The organism is Leifsonia araucanica (assembly GCF_051161895.1).
In the GTDB taxonomy this organism is placed as follows: domain Bacteria; phylum Actinomycetota; class Actinomycetes; order Actinomycetales; family Microbacteriaceae; genus Leifsonia.
In genome coordinates this window covers 886,719-903,681 of the sequence record NZ_JBMBTW010000002.1, presented here as the reverse complement: position 1 = coordinate 903,681, position 16,963 = coordinate 886,719, and the positions used below count along the sequence as shown (strand labels likewise).

Annotated in this window: 15 protein-coding genes and 1 pseudogene; 5 read left to right on the top strand and 11 right to left on the bottom strand. The window is 71.1% G+C overall.

The features are described from left to right. Positions 1-61: 61 nt before the first annotated feature. A complete protein-coding gene (locus tag ACN6M5_RS04340) occupies positions 62-1,879 on the top strand; it encodes a DEAD/DEAH box helicase (RefSeq protein ID WP_434948638.1) in 1,818 nt (605 codons plus the stop codon). Between the two features lie 10 nt (positions 1,880-1,889). Here the strand turns inward: ACN6M5_RS04340 and ACN6M5_RS04335 are convergent, their stop codons facing one another. Together ACN6M5_RS04335 and gdhA are read right to left on the bottom strand one after the other, a co-directional pair. Continuing rightward, entirely contained in the window at positions 1,890-2,477 is a 588-nt protein-coding gene (locus tag ACN6M5_RS04335; RefSeq protein WP_434948637.1) for a dihydrofolate reductase family protein, read from the bottom strand. A 94-nt stretch (positions 2,478-2,571) separates the two neighbouring features. Beyond that, positions 2,572-3,924: an NADP-specific glutamate dehydrogenase gene (gdhA, locus tag ACN6M5_RS04330; RefSeq protein ID WP_434948636.1), complete on the bottom strand. Its 1,353-nt coding sequence runs from the start codon at positions 3,922-3,924 to the stop codon at positions 2,572-2,574. A 178-nt stretch (positions 3,925-4,102) separates the two neighbouring features. Between gdhA and ACN6M5_RS04325 the strand changes: the two genes are divergently transcribed. Both ACN6M5_RS04325 and ACN6M5_RS04320 read left to right on the top strand, forming a co-directional pair. Then, positions 4,103-4,831, top strand: coding sequence for a VIT1/CCC1 transporter family protein (locus ACN6M5_RS04325; RefSeq protein ID WP_434948635.1), 729 nt, complete (start codon positions 4,103-4,105; stop codon positions 4,829-4,831). 17 nt (positions 4,832-4,848) lie between these two features. Continuing rightward, a complete protein-coding gene (locus tag ACN6M5_RS04320) occupies positions 4,849-5,637 on the top strand; it encodes an AMP nucleosidase (protein WP_434948634.1) in 789 nt (262 codons plus the stop codon). Between the two features lie 29 nt (positions 5,638-5,666). Here ACN6M5_RS04320 and ACN6M5_RS04315 read toward each other — a convergent pair whose 3' ends face one another. The 4 genes from ACN6M5_RS04315 to imuA' form a co-directional block, all read right to left on the bottom strand. Further along, on the bottom strand, positions 5,667-6,392 hold the full coding sequence (locus tag ACN6M5_RS04315; RefSeq protein WP_434948633.1) for a tyrosine-protein phosphatase: 726 nt from the start codon (positions 6,390-6,392) through the stop codon (positions 5,667-5,669). Positions 6,393-6,531: 139 nt separating this feature from the next. Then, positions 6,532-9,924, bottom strand: a complete 3,393-nt coding sequence (locus ACN6M5_RS04310; protein ID WP_434948632.1) for an error-prone DNA polymerase — start codon at positions 9,922-9,924, stop codon at positions 6,532-6,534. Positions 9,925-10,018: 94 nt separating this feature from the next. Next, positions 10,019-11,566 (bottom strand): DNA polymerase Y family protein, encoded by a 1,548-nt coding sequence (locus ACN6M5_RS04305; protein ID WP_434948631.1) that lies wholly within the window; start codon positions 11,564-11,566, stop codon positions 10,019-10,021. Then, a complete protein-coding gene (gene imuA' / locus ACN6M5_RS04300) occupies positions 11,515-12,084 on the bottom strand; it encodes a DnaE2-dependent mutagenesis accessory factor ImuA' (protein ID WP_518525482.1) in 570 nt (189 codons plus the stop codon). The genes ACN6M5_RS04305 and imuA' overlap by 52 nt, the downstream gene beginning before the upstream one ends. Between imuA' and ACN6M5_RS04295 the strand changes: the two genes are divergently transcribed. Continuing rightward, positions 12,053-12,256, top strand: a complete 204-nt coding sequence (locus ACN6M5_RS04295) for a hypothetical protein (protein ID WP_434948629.1) — start codon at positions 12,053-12,055, stop codon at positions 12,254-12,256. The two genes, imuA' and ACN6M5_RS04295, sit on opposite strands and share 32 nt — an antisense overlap. 411 nt (positions 12,257-12,667) lie before the next feature. Here the strand turns inward: ACN6M5_RS04295 and ACN6M5_RS04290 are convergent, their stop codons facing one another. The 3 genes and pseudogenes from ACN6M5_RS04290 to ACN6M5_RS04280 form a co-directional block, all read right to left on the bottom strand. Further along, the gene (locus ACN6M5_RS04290; RefSeq protein WP_055893908.1) at positions 12,668-12,871 is read right to left on the bottom strand and encodes a cold-shock protein; all 204 of its coding nucleotides are present in this window, start codon (positions 12,869-12,871) and stop codon (positions 12,668-12,670) included. Positions 12,872-13,066: 195 nt separating this feature from the next. Further along, positions 13,067-13,904: pseudogene (locus ACN6M5_RS04285) on the bottom strand (DUF3097 domain-containing protein). A 47-nt stretch (positions 13,905-13,951) separates the two neighbouring features. Continuing rightward, positions 13,952-14,242, bottom strand: coding sequence for a DUF6504 family protein (locus tag ACN6M5_RS04280; RefSeq protein ID WP_085370615.1), 291 nt, complete (start codon positions 14,240-14,242; stop codon positions 13,952-13,954). 87 nt (positions 14,243-14,329) lie between these two features. Here ACN6M5_RS04280 and ACN6M5_RS04275 point away from each other — a divergent pair, with 87 nt between their 5' ends. Next, positions 14,330-14,845, top strand: coding sequence for a DUF1707 SHOCT-like domain-containing protein (locus tag ACN6M5_RS04275; RefSeq protein ID WP_434948628.1), 516 nt, complete (start codon positions 14,330-14,332; stop codon positions 14,843-14,845). A 10-nt stretch (positions 14,846-14,855) separates the two neighbouring features. Here the strand turns inward: ACN6M5_RS04275 and ACN6M5_RS04270 are convergent, their stop codons facing one another. Next, a complete protein-coding gene (locus tag ACN6M5_RS04270) occupies positions 14,856-15,956 on the bottom strand; it encodes a VIT1/CCC1 transporter family protein (protein ID WP_085370613.1) in 1,101 nt (366 codons plus the stop codon). A gap of 14 nt (positions 15,957-15,970) precedes the next feature. Then, the gene (locus tag ACN6M5_RS04265) at positions 15,971-16,927 is read right to left on the bottom strand and encodes a helix-turn-helix transcriptional regulator (protein WP_434948627.1); all 957 of its coding nucleotides are present in this window, start codon (positions 16,925-16,927) and stop codon (positions 15,971-15,973) included. Between the last annotated feature and the right edge of the window lie 36 nt (positions 16,928-16,963).

Genomic DNA, 16,963 nt, shown 5'->3' with positions numbered 1-16,963 from the left:
CACGCCCGGGCCGTTCCGCCGGGTGAGCGAGTGTCGGTGGGAGCCGGTAGATTTGATCCAAGTGGAACAGCCGACCGAACCCGATACCTCGCTTCGCCCTGGTGCGCACGCCGGAACCTTCGCTGCTGAACACCTGTCGCCCTCCTTCCCGGAGCGCGCGGCCTGGGGAACAGCGGGAAAACTGCGTGCGTGGCAAGCCGAGGCCCTCGACGCGTACTTCGAGAACGAACCCCGCGACTTCCTCGCGGCGGCGACGCCCGGCGCGGGAAAGACCACGTTCGCGCTGCGCCTCGCCACCGAACTGCTCGCGCGGCGCGTCGTCGAGCGGATCACCGTCGTCGCCCCGACCGAGCACCTGAAGCGGCAGTGGGCGGAGGCTGCCGAGCGCGTCGGCCTGCACCTCGATCCCGAGTTCAAGAACTCCGACGGCCGGTACGCCCGCCACTTCAAGGGCGTCGCCGTCACGTACGCGCAGGTCGCGATGCGGCCCAGCCTGCACAAAGACATCACCGAGAACTACCGCACCCTGGTCATCCTCGACGAGGTGCACCACGGCGGGGATGCGCTCAGCTGGGGAGACGGCATCCGGGAGGCGTTCGAGCGGGCCACCAGGCGGCTCTCGCTCACCGGTACGCCGTTCCGCTCCGACACGGCGCCCATCCCGTTCGTGACCTACCTGCCAGACAAAGCGGGCATTCGCACCTCCCTCACCGACTACAACTACGGCTATGGCCGCGCTCTCGCCGACGGCGTCGTGCGTCCGGTGATCTTCCTCGTCTACGCCGGGCACATGCGCTGGCGCACCAAGACCGGCGACGAAATGGAGGCGCGGCTCGGCGAGGGCAACACCAAAGACATCACCTCGCAGGCCTGGCGCACCGCCCTCGATCCGCGCGGCGAGTGGATCCCGGCCGTGCTGAACGCCGCGGATCGCCGGCTCACCGAGGTGCGCAACGCCATCCCGGATGCCGGCGGTCTCGTCATCGCCACCGACCACTACGCGGCGCGCGCGTACGCCGACCTGCTGCAGCAGATCTCCGGGGAGCCGGTCACGGTCGTGCTCTCCGACGAGAAGGAGGCGAGCGACAGGATCGCGGAGTTCGCCGCAGGCACCTCCCGGTGGATGGTCGCGGTGCGGATGGTGTCGGAGGGCGTCGACGTGCCGCGGCTGGCGGTGGGCGTGTACGCGACCAGCGCATCCACTCCGTTGTTCTTCGCGCAGGCGATCGGGCGCTTCGTGCGGGCCAGGCGTCGCGGCGAGACGGCGTCGGTGTTCCTGCCGAACGTCCCGACGCTGATGGCTCTGGCGAACGCGCTCGAACTGGAGCGCGACCACGCGCTCGACCGGCCGACCGACGAGAACGCCGAGGGCGACTTCTTCAACCCGGAAGACGCCATGATGGCGGAGGCCAACCGGCAGGAGCGCGCGTCCGAGGGCCTGATGGACGAGTTCTCGTTCGAAGCGCTCGGTTCCGAGGCCAACTTCGACAGGGTGCTCTACGACGGGCAGGAGTTCGGCAGCTTCGCCGTTCCTGGCAGCGACGAGGAGCTCGACTTCATCGGGCTGCCGGGTATCCTGGAACCCGAGCAAGTGCACGAACTGCTCACGCAGCGGCAGCAGCGGCAGGCGCGCCGCACCAGCTCCCGCCCGCAGTCCGCGGAGGGACACCCGCCCGCGCCGCTGTACCGCAACCTCAAGGAGCAGCGCAGCCTGCTGAACAGCCTGGTCGGGCTGTACTCGAAGAACACGGGGGAGCCGCACGGGCTCATCCACGCCGAGCTGCGCCGCGTCTGCGGCGGCCCCGCCGTCGCGCAGGCGAGCGTGACCCAGCTGCAGACCCGCATCGACTACCTGCGCAAGCGGCTCGGACGCGCGTAGCCGGTCGCGCTCAGTCCAGCGGGCCGCGCACGCGGTAGCGCAGGTGGAGCACGCGGTCGCCCTGGATCACCGCGGGGTCGTCCAGTAGGCGCTGCGCGTCGGCCGCACCGAAATAGCGTTTGCCCGTGCCGAACACCGCGGGCGCGACGTCCATCCGCACCTCGTCGACCAGCCCGGCGGCGAAGACCTGGCCGCCCACGTCCCCGGCAGGCACCTCGACGACACGGTCGCCGGCGAGCCGCTGCGCTGTGGCGACGGCGGACTCGATGTCGTGGACGAAGTGGAAGGGCGCTGCGGGATCCCAGCCGTCCGGTGCCGGCCGGTGCGTCACGACGACCACGTGGTCGACCCCGCTGGGAGGCTGGCCGTCCCAGCCGTCGGTCAGGTCGAAGACGTGGCGTCCGACGATCGTCACCGCGATGCTGTCCCAGTACGGCCGGACGTAGTCGTACGACGCCTGGGACACCGTCAGCACGTCGCTCTCATCCAGGGGCACGTCCCCGCTGGTGAGCCAGTCGAACAGCGGCCCAGGCTGGTCGTCGCTGTCGGCGATGAAGCCGTCCGTCGACACCGACGCGTACATGACCACCGTGCCCACGTGGTGCTCCTCTCCGTCTGAGTGCCCCCAGTATGCCAACGGGCGGCCGCAGTGCGCGACCGCCCGGGTGGCAGTTCCGGATGCGGTGTGCCGCCTAGATGACGCCCATCGCGATCATCGCGTCCGCGACACGGGTGAACCCGGCGATGTTCGCGCCGAGGACGTAGTCGCCCGGTGCGCCGTACTCGTCGGCGGTCTCCGCGCACCGGTCGTGGATGCCGACCATGATCTCGGCCAGACGGCTCTCGGCGTAGTCGAAGCTCCACGCATCCCTGGAGGCGTTCTGCTGCATCTCGAGCGCAGAGGTGGCGACGCCGCCTGCGTTCGCGGCCTTGCCGGGCGCGAACAGCACGCCGGCCGCGGTGAGGACCTTGACCGCCTCCGGGGTGCACGGCATGTTGGCACCCTCGACGACGGCGGCGACACCGTTGCCGGCGAGCGTCGTCGCGGCATCGCCGCCGAGCTCGTTCTGGGTGGCGCAGGGGATGGCGACGTCGATCGTCGTCTCGGCGGCGAGCGCCCAGATGTCGCCGCCCGCGCGGTAGTCGGACGCGGTGCCGCGCGCGTCGGCGTAGTCGCTCAGCCGTCCGCGGCGCTGCTCCTTGATCTCGCGCAGGAGGTCGAGGTCGAGGCCGTCGCGGTCGTAGACGACGCCGGAGGAGTCCGAGCAGGCGACGACGGTTCCGCCGAGCTGCTGCACCTTCTGGATGGCGTAGATCGCGACGTTGCCCGATCCGGAGACGAGCACGCGGGCGCCGTCGAACGAGCGGCCGCGGGTGGACAGCATCCGGTCGGCGAACACGACGGCGCCGAAGCCGGTCGCCTCCGTGCGGACGAGCGAGCCGCCCCAGCCGATCCCCTTTCCGGTGAGGACGCCGGACTCGTAGCGGTTGGTGATGCGCTTGTACTGGCCGAACAGGTAGCCGATCTCGCGACCGCCGACGCCGATGTCTCCGGCGGGCACATCCGTGTACTCGCCGAGGTGGCGGTACAGCTCCGTCATGAAGGACTGGCAGAACCGCATCACCTCCGCATCCGACTTGCCCTTGGGGTCGAAGTCGCTGCCGCCCTTGCCTCCGCCGATCGGCAGGCCGGTGAGGGCGTTCTTGAAGATCTGCTCGAAGCCGAGGAACTTGACCGTGCCCAGCGTGACGGTCGGGTGGAACCGCAGGCCGCCCTTGAACGGGCCGAGCGCCGAGTTGAACTCGACGCGGAAACCGCGGTTGATCTGCACGCGCCCGGCGTCGTCCGTCCACGGCACGCGGAAGATGATCTGGCGCTCCGGCTCGCAGAGGCGTTCGAGCACGGCGGCCTCGGCGTAGCGCGGATTCCTGGCGATCACCGGGCCGAGAGAGTCGAAGACCTCCCTCGCCGCCTGATGGAATTCTGGTTCTCCGGCGTTCCGCTTCAGAACGTCGTCGAGGAGGGTTGTGAGGTCAGTAGTCACTCGCGGCCTTTCGATGGTGCACAAGATTTCTGAGTCTACTCTCAGAAACCTGACTCTCTCCGCTGTGTGACGACGGCCGGTGCGCGGCTGGTTCGGGCCCGGTTCGCGCCCGGTTCGCCGGGGTGAGGTGAGCCTGTGCATGCTGGCACAGCGGGCTCCGACTTCCTAGGCTGAGCGCATGACCGAGCGACAGGTGGACGGGCAGCACGCCGACGAACCGCACAGGGAGGGTCTGGCGCAGCGTCTCAACTGGCTGCGCGCCGGAGTGCTCGGCGCGAACGACGGCATCGTCTCCGTCGCCGCCGTGGTGGTCGGTGTCGCCGGTGCGACGAGGGACATCGCCCCGATCCTCACGGCCGGTGTCGCTGCTCTCGTCGGCGGCGCGATCTCGATGGCGCTCGGCGAGTACGTCTCGGTGAGCAGCCAGCGCGACAGCGAGCACGCCCTCATCGCGAAGGAGCGCAGAGAGCTCGCCGAGATGCCGGAACAGGAGCTCGCCGAGCTGACCGGGCTCTACGAGGCCAAAGGGCTGAAGCCGGAGACGGCGCGGCAGGTCGCGATCGAGCTGACCGAGCACGACGTGCTCGCCGCCCATCTGTCGGCCGAGCTCGGGATCGACCAGGACGACGTGGTGAGCCCGTGGCACGCCGCGCTCGCCTCGGCCGTGGCGTTCACGATCGGCGGGCTGCTGCCGCTGCTGACGATCCTGCTGCTGCCGGAGGCGGTGCGCATCCCGGTCACGTTCGTGGTGGTGCTGGTCTCGCTCGCGATCACCGGTTACGTCGCCGCGTACATCGGAGGCAGCCCGCGCGAGAAGGCGACGCTGCGGGTGGTGATCGGCGGTGCGCTGGCGCTGATCGTGACGTTCGCGATCGGCGCGCTGCTCGGCACGAGCGGAGTGGTGTGATGGCGGAAGGAGAGGCCGTGGCCGGCTTGAAGGACAAGAGGGACATCGTCGCCAACTGGCTGCCCCGCTACACCGGGACCGCCCTGGAGGACTTCGGCGACCACATCCTGCTCACCAACTTCGGCGACTACGTGCAGCGCTTCGCGGAATGGTACGGGGCGGAGGTGCGCGGCGCCGACCGGCCGATGCCGAACGCCACCGCCGACGGCATCACGATCATCAACTTCGGGATGGGCAGCCCCAACGCCGCGACGGTGATGGACCTGCTGAGCGCGGTGCAGCCGAAAGCGGCCCTGTTCCTCGGCAAGTGCGGGGGAGTGAAACGCAAGAACCAGCTCGGCGACCTCGTCCTCCCCATCGCGGCGATCCGCGGCGAGGGCACGTCGAACGACTACCTCCCGCCCGAGGTGCCCGCACTTCCCGCCTTCCAGCTGCAGCGCGGCGTCTCCACCACGATCCGCGACTTCGGCCACGACTACTGGACGGGCACGGTCTACACGACGAACCGCCGCGTCTGGGAGCACGACGAGAGGTTCAAGGCGAGGCTGCGCGAGACCCGCGTGATGGCGGTGGACATGGAGACGGCGACGATCTTCGCCGCCGGCTTCGCCAACCGCATCCCGTGCGGCGCGCTGCTGCTGGTCTCCGACCAGCCGATGATCCCCGAAGGCGTGAAGACCGCCGAGAGCGACCGTGGGGTCACCGGGATGTTCGTGGAGCGGCACATCCGGATCGGCGTGGAGGCGCTGCGGCTGGTGCGGCGCAACGGCCGCAGCGTGCGCCACCTGCGGTTCGAGGACGAGTAGCGCCCGGAGGACGGGCGGGGCCGCGCGGGTCAGGGCGCCGTGAGCAGGTCGCGCAAGCGGGTCCTGACCGGATGCGCGACACCGAGCGTGTCGAAGATCTCCGCGGCACGCTCTGCCGTCTCGCGCACCGTTGGGGTGGCGGTGGTGAGCCAGTCGTCCACCTCTGCGGCAGTCCACGCCGCCTGGCGGTCTGTGGTCGGCGCGTGGGATGCGCTTCCTGCCATCGCCCGGACGGAGCGGGTGTAGTCGTCGGCGACGGCGTCCGGCGGCACCCCGGCGTTGCCGAGCAGGAGGGCGCTGATCATGCCGGTGCGGTCCCGTCCTGCGCTGCAGTGCACGAGCATCCCGGGCCGGGCGGCGGCAATGGTTTCGAAGGTGGTGCGGACGAGGTGGGGCTGGAGGCGCCAGTTGTGCTGCCAGTATTCGGGTGAGTCGAGGATCGGGAAGCAGACCCGTTGGAACTCGAGGTCGGATTGGTCCTCCGTCGGCGCGGAGATGACGATTGTGCCGTTGAGGGCGCCGGGCGAGACGGCAGGATCGCCGTCGCGGCGGCCGATCTCGTACGCGCAGCGCAGGTCGATCACAGTGCGGAGGCCCCAGGTGTTCGCCGCCGCCCAGCCGCTGTCGGTGAGCAGTTCGCGCCGGGGACCGCGGGCGACCCGGCTGAAGGCGGTGGCGCCGGTGGGGGAGAGCGGTGTCGGGAGGCCGCCGAGATCGCGGGCGTTGGGATAGCCGTCCCAGGCGAGGTCGCGCATCCATTCACGATGTGGCGTCGAGGAGGAGAAGTCGCGCGACACGCCGCCGGATGCTCCGTTCGGGCGGAGTTTCGGGTCGGCGCGGGCGGGATGTCCGGTGGAGCGGAGCGGCGGCGGAGCGGCGGTCCTGCACCCGCCCCTACCGGAAGTCGCGCGACACCGTGCGCATCCCGGCGTCGAGCGGCTCCAGGCGGTCGGCGATCACGTTGACGACGCCCTCCTCGCTGCGTTCCAGCATGCCCCGGATGATCATGGCCGGGGCCTCGCGGGCGACACGGCGGTAGCGGTTCCAGACGCCGACGGGGCAGATCACGTTGATCAGGCCGGTCTCGTCTTCCAGGTTGAGGAAGGTGACCCCGGCCGCCGTCGCCGGGCGTTGCCGGTGGGTGACCACGCCGCCGACCTCGATGCGTCTGCCGGACTCCGCCGTGGTGAGGCCGTCGGCCGAGTAGACGCCGCGGGCGCGCAGGTGCGGGCGGAGGAAGCCGATCGGATGGTCGTCGGTGGAGATGCCGGTGGCCCACAGGTCGCTCGCCAGCTGTTCGGCCGGGCTCAGCATCGGCAGCAGGGGAGGCTGCACGGAGATCGAGGTGCCCGCCAGGTACTCCGGCTTCTCCTGGGCGGCGTTCCCCGCCTCCCAGATCGCCTGGCGGCGGCTCAGCCCGAAGCTCTCGAACGCTCCGGCAGCGGCGAGCGCCTCCAGCTGGGCCACGTTCAGCCCGACGCGCCGAGCCAGGTCGCCGAGGCTCAGGTAGCGGCCACCGGATGTGCGTTCGGCGACGATGCGCTCCGCCAGCTTCTCGCCGATGGTCGTCACCCCCGCGAGTCCCAGCCGCACCACATGGCCGGCGTCCCTGCGGTGCAGTGTGTGGTCGAGCGGCACGCTGCGGTCGAACGGGGCGATCTCCGGCTGGTCGTGGTCCAGGCACGGGTCGGTCCCCGTCGGGCCGGCGGCGGCTGCATCCATCGGTTCGAGCACGGGGAACACCATCGAGCGTTCGATGTCCGGACGCTCGACCACCACGCCGTGCCTGCGCGCGTCGGCGGTGAGTGTGCGCGGCGAGTAGAACCCCATCGGCTGCGCCCGCAGCAGGGCGGCGAGGAATGCGCCCGGGTAGTGCAGTTTCAGCCACGAGCTCACGTAGACGAGCAGCGCGAAACTGATCGCGTGGCTCTCCGCGAAGCCGAAGTTCGCGAACGCCTCGATCTTGGCGTAGATGGCGTCGGCGTCGTCGCCGACGATGCCGTTGCCCGCCATCCCCGCATACAGTTTGTCGCGCAGCGAGCCGATCTTCTCCTGCCCGCGCTTCGACCCCATCGCCCTCCGCAGCAGGTCGGCGTCCTCCGCCGTGCAGTCGCCGACGGCGACCGCCATCTGCATCAGCTGCTCCTGGAACAGCGGCACCCCCATCGTGCGTTCCAGCACCGGCACCAGCGCCGGATGCAGGTAGGTCACCTCCTCCTGGCCGAGCTTCCTGCGGATGTACGGGTGCACGGCGCCGCCCTGGATGGGGCCGGGCCGGATGAGCGCGATCTCGATCACCAGGTCGTAGAACGCGCGTGGCTGCAGGCGGGGCAGCGTGCCGATCTGCGCCCTGCTCTCCACCTGGAACACGCCGATCGAGTCCGCGCGGCAGAGCATGTCGTACACCCCCTGCTCCTCCTTCGGGATGCTGTCGAGCGTCCACTGCTCGCCGAGCGACTGCGCGATGGTCGTCATGGCGTAGTCGATGGCGCTCAGCATCCCCAGGCCGAGCAGGTCGAACTTGACCAGGCCCATCCAGGCGCAGTCGTCTTTGTCCCACTGCAGCACGGTGCGGTTCTCCATGCGGGCGTGCTCGATCGGGCAGACCTCGCCGACCGGGCGGTCGGTGAGCACCATGCCGCCGGAGTGGATGCCGAGGTGCCTGGGGAATTTGAGCACCTGGCTGGCCAGGCCGACCACCGCATCCGGGATGTCGTGGTCGGCCGTCGGCTGGATGGAACCCCACGAGTCGATCTGCTTCGACCAGCCGTCCTGCTGCCCCGTGGAGTACCCGAGCGCCTTCGCCATGTCGCGCACCGCGTTCTTCGGCCGGTAGGTGATGACGTTCGCCACCTGCGCCGCGTTGTGCCTGCCGTACTTGCGGTAGACGTACTGGATGACCTCCTCGCGCCGGTCGGAGTCGAAGTCGACATCGATGTCCGGCTCCTCCTCGCGCATGCTCGACAGGAAGCGCTCGAACGGCAGCGCGTACTTGATCGAGTCGACGGCGGTGATCCCGAGCAGGTAGCAGACGGCGGAGTTGGCGGCGGAGCCCCGACCCTGGCAGAGGATGCCCTGGCTGCGGGCGAACCGCACGATGTCGTAGACGATGAGGAAGTAGCCGGGGAAGTCTTTGGCCTCGATCACGTCCAGCTCCCTGGCGATGCGCTCCCGCTTGGCCTGGTTGGTGGCGATGTCCGGGTAGCGCTCCTCCGCGCCGCGCCAGGTGAGCTCGCGCAGCCAGCTCATCGGGGTGTGGTCGTCCGGCACCTCCTGCTTCGGCAGCTTCGGGCGGGCGCTGCGCAGCCGGAACTCGAGATCGTCCGCCACCTCCACCGTGCGCTCGACGGCGCCGGGGTAGCGGGCGAACCGCGTCGCCATCTCGCGGCCGGAGCGCAGGTGTGCCGCGTCGGAGGCGGGCAGCCAGCCGTCCATCTCGTCCAGGCTGCGGCGGGCGCGCACGGCGGACAGCGCGGAGGCCAGCGGATATTGGGCGGGGGAGGCGTAGTGCACGTTGTTGGTGGCGACCACGGGCATCCCGAGCCTGGCGGCGATGCGGGCGAGCACGTCGTTGTCCGTGGTGTCGCGCGGGTTGCCGTGGTCGATCAGCTCGACCAGCACGTTGTCGCGGCCGAACAGCTCGCCGAGCCGCGCCACCTCCCGCTCAGCGGCCCGTTCGCCGTCGGAGGCGAGGGCGAGGCGCACGTCTCCTTTGCGGCAGCCGGTGAGCACCATCCACTCTCCGGATGCGCGCCGCGCCAGCTCAGCGACGTCGTAGACCGGCCGCCCCTTCTCCTCACCGGCGAGCTGGCCGTCGGTGATCGCCGCCGCCAGCCGGTGGTAGCCCTCCTGCTTCTTGGCGAGCACGACGAGGTGGCTGCCCTCCGGGTCGGCCTCTCCGTTCTGCGGGCGGCTGAGCTCCAGCGACAGCTCGGCGCCGAACACGGTCTTGACCCGCTCGTACGCCTCGGCGGCCTCCGCCAGGTGGACGACCCCGTACAGGCCGTCGTGGTCGGTGACGGCGAGGCCGTGCAGCCGCAGCCTGGTCGCCTCCTCCAGCAGTTCCTCCGGCGAGCTCGCGCCGTCGAGGAAGCTGAAGTTGGTGTGCGCGTGCAGCTCGGCGTACGGCACGTGGCCGTCCGTCTCCTCCTCCTGCACGATCGGGGCCGGGGTGTACGCCGGTCGTTTCCTGGACGACGGCCGCTCGTCGGCCTGCTCGCCCGTGCGCCGGCCGGAGAGCCTCCGCTCGAACTCCGACCACGGGATCGGCGGGTTATTCCAGCCCATCAGCGTCCTCCGCCCCGGTCGGCCTCACCCGGCAGGTCAGCCATCCCGCCCAGGTCAGCCATCCCGCCCAGGTCAGCCATCCGCGGCAGGTCAGTCATACCGCGCCTCCGCCTGCCACGCGCCGTCCGCGAGCACCAGCAGCCACGCGTTCCCGTCCGCGTCGACCACCTGGAAGCGGTGCGCCGTGCGCGAGGCGGCAGCATCCCACCAGCGTTCCCGCACCGGCCACGGGCCCGCCCAGGAGTCGACGGGGCGCGCATCCCGTGCCGTGCCCGTCGACGAGAACCGGACGATCGGCTCCGTGACGACGCCGCGTCCCGTCACCCCGACCTGCTCGCCGTCCGCACCGAGCACCACCACGGGACGCGGCGCCTCGAACACGGTCGACGGCGCCGGGGCCGGCAGGCTGCCCGGCCACGGCTGGTCGGCGCGCGCCAACCCCGACGGCGCGGTCGCCCCACGGCACGAGTACCTGCCGCTCCGCGAGCCCGCGCCCGCCGCCGATGGTCGCCGTGAGCACCGCATCGTGGCCCAGGATGCTCTGCACCCGCGACAGCCCGTGATGGATGCGCTCGTCCGCGCCCCCGCCCCACAGCCCCTCCTCGTGGTGGCCGATGTCGTCGACGGCCTCCGGCTCCACCAGCACCCGCGCGATCGGGGAGCCGAGCCCGCTCTCGATGCTGCCGGAGCCCTGCAGCTGCCAGCGCACCCTGTCGACCACGTCGGCCGCCGAGAACAGCCGGGGGTGCAGCCAGCTGCGCTCGCTCACCCGGCCGGACTCGTCCGTCACCTCGATGCGCAGCGCCGTGCACACCAGCCCCGCCTTGGTGAGACCGCCGATGAACGCCTCCGCCGTTCCCCGGAACGCGAACGTCACCTGGTCGACCCTGTCGAGCGGCGGCTCGAACTCGATCGCGCGTTCCAGCTGCTTCGGCGGCGTGCGCGGCACCACCGCCGTGCTGTCGAGCCCGCTCGCGATGGTGTGGCACCAGGCGCCACGCTCCCCGAACCGTTCCCGCACATCCGTCGCCCCGAGCGCGGCCAGGTGGCCGAGGGTGTGGATGCCCAGCCTGCGGAACAGCGGCGTCAGCTCGTCCTGCCCGAGCTGCGCGATGGGCAGCGGGGAGAGGAACGCGGGGGAGTCGCCGGGCGGGATGACCCTGATGCGCTCTGCACCGGTCGTGCGGGCCGCCTGCTCGGCGGCGAACGGGCCGTCCGCGATGCCGATGCGCGCGTCCGGGATGCCGAGCCCTTCGAGGCAGCGCAGCAGTTCGGCGGCGGCCTGCTCCTCTCCGCCGTAGTAGCGGGCTGGGCCACGGGCGCGCAGCACGCAGGTGCCGGGACGGATGGGCTGGACGCCGGGGGTGATCTCCTCGATCGCGGCGAGCACGGGGTCGAAGGCCCGCGCATCCAGGACGGGATCGTACGGCAGCACCTGCAACTGGGTGCAGCGCGCCTGGGCCTCCCGGATGCGCAGGCCGCGCGTGACGCCCTCCGCACGGGCTGCGGCGGAGCAGGCGAACACGAGGTTGCGGTCGAGGAGCGCCAGCGGGGTGTCCTGCGGCAGGTCGCCGGCCTGCAGGGCGGCGATCACCGGCCAGTCCGGGCACCACAGCACGATCGCGCGGGTGACGGCCGGCATCTCAGCTCACCGCTTCCAGGCGCGTGGTGCCGGACGGCCGAGCGGAAGCTCTCGTCGAGGGCCGGCAGCCAGAGCTCCGCGCGGCGGCGCTGGCCGGAGCCGCCGCGCGGAGCGGATTCGACGGTCACCCGGCGGGAGGAGAGGTAGCCCGTTCCGCCCCCGAGGCCGTCCCAGCCGCTGCGGGAGACCGTGAGCGTCGCCTCGACCTGCGGCCAGTCTCCCACCACGATCAGGGTGGCCTCCCGCTGCCGCAGCCGGGCGGTGAGCCTGGCGATGTCGCCGTCGCGTGCTCGGCTGGTGGGGGCGACGACCACGACGCTCAGCACATCCACGACGGCGGCGGTGACGGTCAGCCACTGCTCGCCGGGGTGCGGGACGAGCACGAGCCGGTCGAGGTCGATCCCGAACCGGCCTGCCGCCTCCGCCCCGAAGTCCGGCATCCCGACCACGCCGCACCACGCACCGGATGCGCTCGGGCAGGCCAGCATGGCCATCACGAGCGTCGTCGACCCGCGCACCGCGTATGCGGCACCGGCCTTCAGCGCACCGCCCGGCAGCAGAGGGGAGGAGCGCCGGGTGCGTCTCCAGCCGCCTGCTCTCCAGCGTGGTGGCCTGCATCTGCCGGATGCGCGACTGCAGCTCGTGCACCTGCGCGCGGTCGACGACCGGCTCGGTGACGGTGGCTGCTGAAGAATGCATGCCTCTATTTTCGAACATATGTTCGACGATGGCAAATGCATTTTCGGGCGGCGCCGGGCACGTCCCATCCCGCACCGCGCACTCCGCTCCGGCGGAGAACTGGCCGCTTTCACGTCGTTTCTCCGCTCCAGCGGAGTGCCGGACGGCGTGTCGAGGGGAATCTCCTGGGCAACGGAAGCAGAGCCGCGGCGCGCGCAACACCGGATGCGCGTGGCGACACACCGCGCATCCATCCGCTCAAGCGGAGATGGGGCCGGGGGCGCCGGAAACTCCGTACAAGCGGAGATGGGGCCGGGGGGCGCCGGAAACTCCGTACAAGCGGAGATGCGGCTGGAAAGCGGGCGGCGCCGGGCAAACGAAAACGGGGCCGCGCCGAAGCGCGACCCCGTTCGAAGCTCAAGGTCAGAGCGGGCGGATGTTCTCCGCCTGCAGGCCCTTGGGGCCCTGCGTCACCTCGAACTCGACCTTCTGGTTCTCCTCGAGCGAGCGGTAGCCGCTCGAAGCGATCGCCGAGTAGTGGGCGAACACATCAGCGCCGCCGTCGTCGGGAGCGATGAAGCCGAAGCCCTTTTCAGCGTTGAACCATTTGACCGTACCAGTAGCCATATCTCCTCCAGGAGCGATATTCCTCGACCCCGACTGTCGGGGCCTCGTCGCGTGTTCTCCTGCTCCTGTAAAGCTGGCAACGCTCCGGGTTTGGGACGCACCTATCCAACACATGCAAAACACACGACTGGCCTTAGCCTAGCCGCCAACCGCGAAAAACACACCAGTGACGCAGAATCCGACCGTCGCGGTTCGTCACGGTTCGGTGACGAAGTCGATCAGGTGCTCCACCCTGCCGAGCAGTTCCGGCTCGAGATCGGTGAAGTTCCGGACGCTGCCCAGGATGCGTTTCCAGGCGCGGGCGGTGTCCGCCTGGGTCTCGTTGGGGGAGCCCGAGGGCGGCGCAGATCCCTTTCTTCCACTCGATCGAGCGCGGGATGCTCGGCCAGGCGTCCAGCCCGACGCGCGCCGGTTTCACGGCCTGCCAGATGTCGATGTACGGGTGCCCGACCACCAGGACGTGCTCTCCGTACGGCCCGCGCTTCACCGCGTCGGCGATCCTGCTCTCCTTGGAGCCGGGCACGAGGTGGTCGACGAGCACGCCGATGCGGCGGGACCGGTCCGGCGCGAACTCGCGCACGATCGCATCCAGGTCGTCGACGCCCTCCAGGTATTCGACGACGACGCCCTCCACGCGCAGATCGTCTCCCCAGACCTTCTCCACCAGCTCGGCGTCGTGCCGGCCTTCGACGAAGATGCGGCTGGCGCGGGCGACCCTGGCCTTCTGGTCGGCGACGGCGAACGATCCGGATGCGGTCCTCGCCCTCGCCCCTCCGCCCTTCGCGGCGTGCACCAGCGTGACGGGCGACCCGTCGATCAGGAACGATCCGCTGAACGGGAAGACGCGCTTCTTGCCGAAGTAGTCCTCCAGCTCGACGGTCGGCCCTTCGATGCGGGTGACGGCGCCGCAGAAGCCGCTCGCGGCATCCTCGATGACGAGGTCGCGCACCGCTTCGACCTCGGGCACGGCCGTGCGGCCCGCGTTCTTCCAGTCGGTCGCCAGCACATCGGCTCCGTAGCGGTCGTCGTTCACCCGGAGAGACTAGAGGGTGCGGGGGCGGCGGAGGGGGAGCCACGCCATCAGTCGAAGATCCTCACCAGGTGCCAGCTGCGGCTGGTGTTGTCGTGCCGCACGTCGAACACGTGCGCGCATCCCGTGTCGTCCGTGGCCTGGAAGCGCCAGCCGCCGATCTCCCTCGGCAGGCTGCCGACGCCGTAGCGGTGCTCGCCGAACGGCCGCCACCAGGCGCAGACCTCCGCCCACACCGTCGGCGTGTCTGTCACGCGGTATCTGGTCGCCCGCCACACCAGCCTGGTCGGGATGCCGTCGTCCGTCGTCCACACCGCGACGGACTCTCCGATGTCGGTCATGCCTCTCACCTCGCTCGTTCGAACGTTTGTTCGATTAACGAGTGTAAAGCCATCGACCGACGAATGCACCTGCGCCATACTGTGTGCATGACCGACCTGACCGATCCTTCCGGCGCGGCCCTGCGACTCAGCAACGACGAGCGGGAGCGCGCCGTCGCTGCGCTCCAGACCCACGCGGCGCAGGGGCGCCTGACCGACGCCGAGGTGCAGACCCGGGTGCAGTCCGCCCGCTCCGCCGTGACGCGCGGCGACCTCGCCCCGCTGTTCGCCGACCTTCCGGGGCGCGTCGACCTCGACGGCACGGGCGCGGCAGGTGCTGGCGCCGGTGCCGCTGCAGGCGCTGGGGCAGGCGCCGCCTATCAGGCGCCCGACTACGCCGCGCAGTCGCCCTCCGACCCGTACGAGCCGCGCTCCGGACGCACGGGGGACCGCCGCTGGGGTCTCGCGATCGTGTCCATCGCGCCGTTCGTGGCGCTCATCCTCTTCTTCGTGACGAGCTCGGTGTGGGGATACGCGTACAGCTGGCTCTGGTTCCTGCTGGTCCCGATCGCCGGGGCGATCGTCTACGGCGGGGACGGCGGCAGAGGCCGCGACCGCCGCTAACCGACCGTCGCTAACCGACCGTCGCGCCGAACAGCAGTCCGAGCAGGTACGTCGCCGCGGCGGCCCCGTACCCGATCGCCAGCTGGCGCAGCGCGCGCTTGAGCGGGGACGCCCCGGACAGCAGCCCGACGATGGCGCCCGTCCCGAGCAGCACGATCCCGACCAGCAGCGCGGCCACGAGCACCGCCGTCGTGCCCTGCAGTCCGAAGAGGTACGGCAGGATCGGGATGAGCGCTCCGGATGCGAAGAAGCAGAAGCTCGAGAGCGCAGCGTTCCAGCCCGTGCCGACCGACTCGTGCTCGTCGATCACCTCGCCCGTCACCGCCTGCACCGGCGCCGTCTCCACGGCGCGCGCGTTCAGACCGGCGAGCACCTCGGCGGCGTGCGCCTTCGCCTCGTCCGGCGCCATCCCGCGCGCACGGTAGACGAGCGTGAGCTCGTTGGCGTCGACGTCGAGGTCGGGCAGCGCAGACCGCGTCTCCGGGTTGGGGCTGGACGCTTCGAGCAGTTCGCGCTGCGACCGGACGGAGACGTATTCGCCTGCGCCCATCGACAGCGCGCCGGCGAGGAGGCCGGAGATGCCGGTGAGCAGCACCACGTGGGTGGCGACGCCGCTCGCGCTGATGCCGAGCACGAGCGCGAGGTTGCTGACGAGCCCGTCGTTCGCGCCGAACACGGCGGCGCGGAACGTGCCGGACAGCCGCTGCCGTCCCCGGGCGGCGAGCGCGCGGACGACCTCCTCGTGGATCTGCTCGTCCGCGGCCATCTGCGGCGTCGCATCCACGTCGTCGCTGTACGGGGAGCGGGCCTCTGCGCGCTGCGCGAGCGCGAGCACGAAGACCGAGCCGAACCGGCGGGCGAGGAGGCCGAGGAGCCGGGTGCGGATGTCGCCGCGCAGCGGTCGGCCGACGTCGTCGCCGAGCAGGGTGAGCCAGTGCTGCTCGTGCCTGCCCTCCGCCTCGGCGAGCGCGAGCAGGATCTCGCGCTCCTCGCCGGTGCGGCGTCCGGCGAGGTCGCGGTAGACCGCGGCCTCCGCCCGTTCGTCGGCGAGGTAGCGGCGCCAGCGGCGGATGTCCGCTGGACTCGGGTTGCGCTCGGCTGCGGTCGTCATAACGGTTGGAAAGTCTAGGCGATGGATGCGCCGCTGAACCGTTCGCCCCACACCCGGGCCAGCTCGACGACCTCCGGCGGCGCGATCACCTGGAACGGCGCATCAGCGGCGGCCAGTCCGAAGAGCGCCCACTCCGCACTGTCCGCAGACAGGTGCACGCGGGTGGTCCCTGCGTCCACGGCCTCGGCGGTCGCCCACCGGCCGATCGCGTTCTCGACCTGCGCGACGGGCGCGTGCACGATCGCGTCGACCGCGAGCGTCTCCGTCGCGGCGCCGAGGGATGCGGAGACATAGCTGGCCGCGTCGTCGGCCGGCAGGGCACGCGGCCGGAACCGCTGCCCGGTCGTGCGCGGCTCGGCGAGCCTGTCGAGGCGGAAGCTGCGCCAGTCGAACCTGCTGAGGTCGTACGCCACCAGATACCAGCGCCGCTCCACAGACACCAGCCGGTGCGGCTCGACGTGCCGGTCGCTGCGCTCCCCGTCGCGGCTGACGTACACGAAGTGGATGCGCTCCTCGTCCCTGCAGGCCTGCGCCACCACCGTGAGCACGCCAGCGTCCACGCTCGGACCCTGCCGCATGGCGCCGGCGACGGTGGCGGAACGGAGCGCATCCACCCGGCTCCGCAGCCGGGACGGCATCACCTGCACCACCTTGGCGAGGGCACGAACAGAGGCGTCCTCGATCCCGGCGATGCCGGACTGCGCTGCCGTCCGCAGGCCGACGGCGAGGGCGACGGCCTCCTCGTCGTCGACGACGAGCGGGGGAAGGGAGGCGCCGGCCGCCAGCTGGTATCCGCCGTCGACGCCGCGGCTCGCATCCACCGGGTACCCGAGGTCGCGCAGCCGGTCGATGTCGCGGCGCAGCGTCCGCGGAGACACCTCCAGGCGTGCCGCGAGCTCCGGGCCCGGCCAGTAGCGGTGGGTCTGCAGCAGGGAGAGCAGTTGGAGGGTGCGCGATCCCGTGGTGTTCACCCTGCCATCATCCCGCCGATTGCGGACGAACGGTGT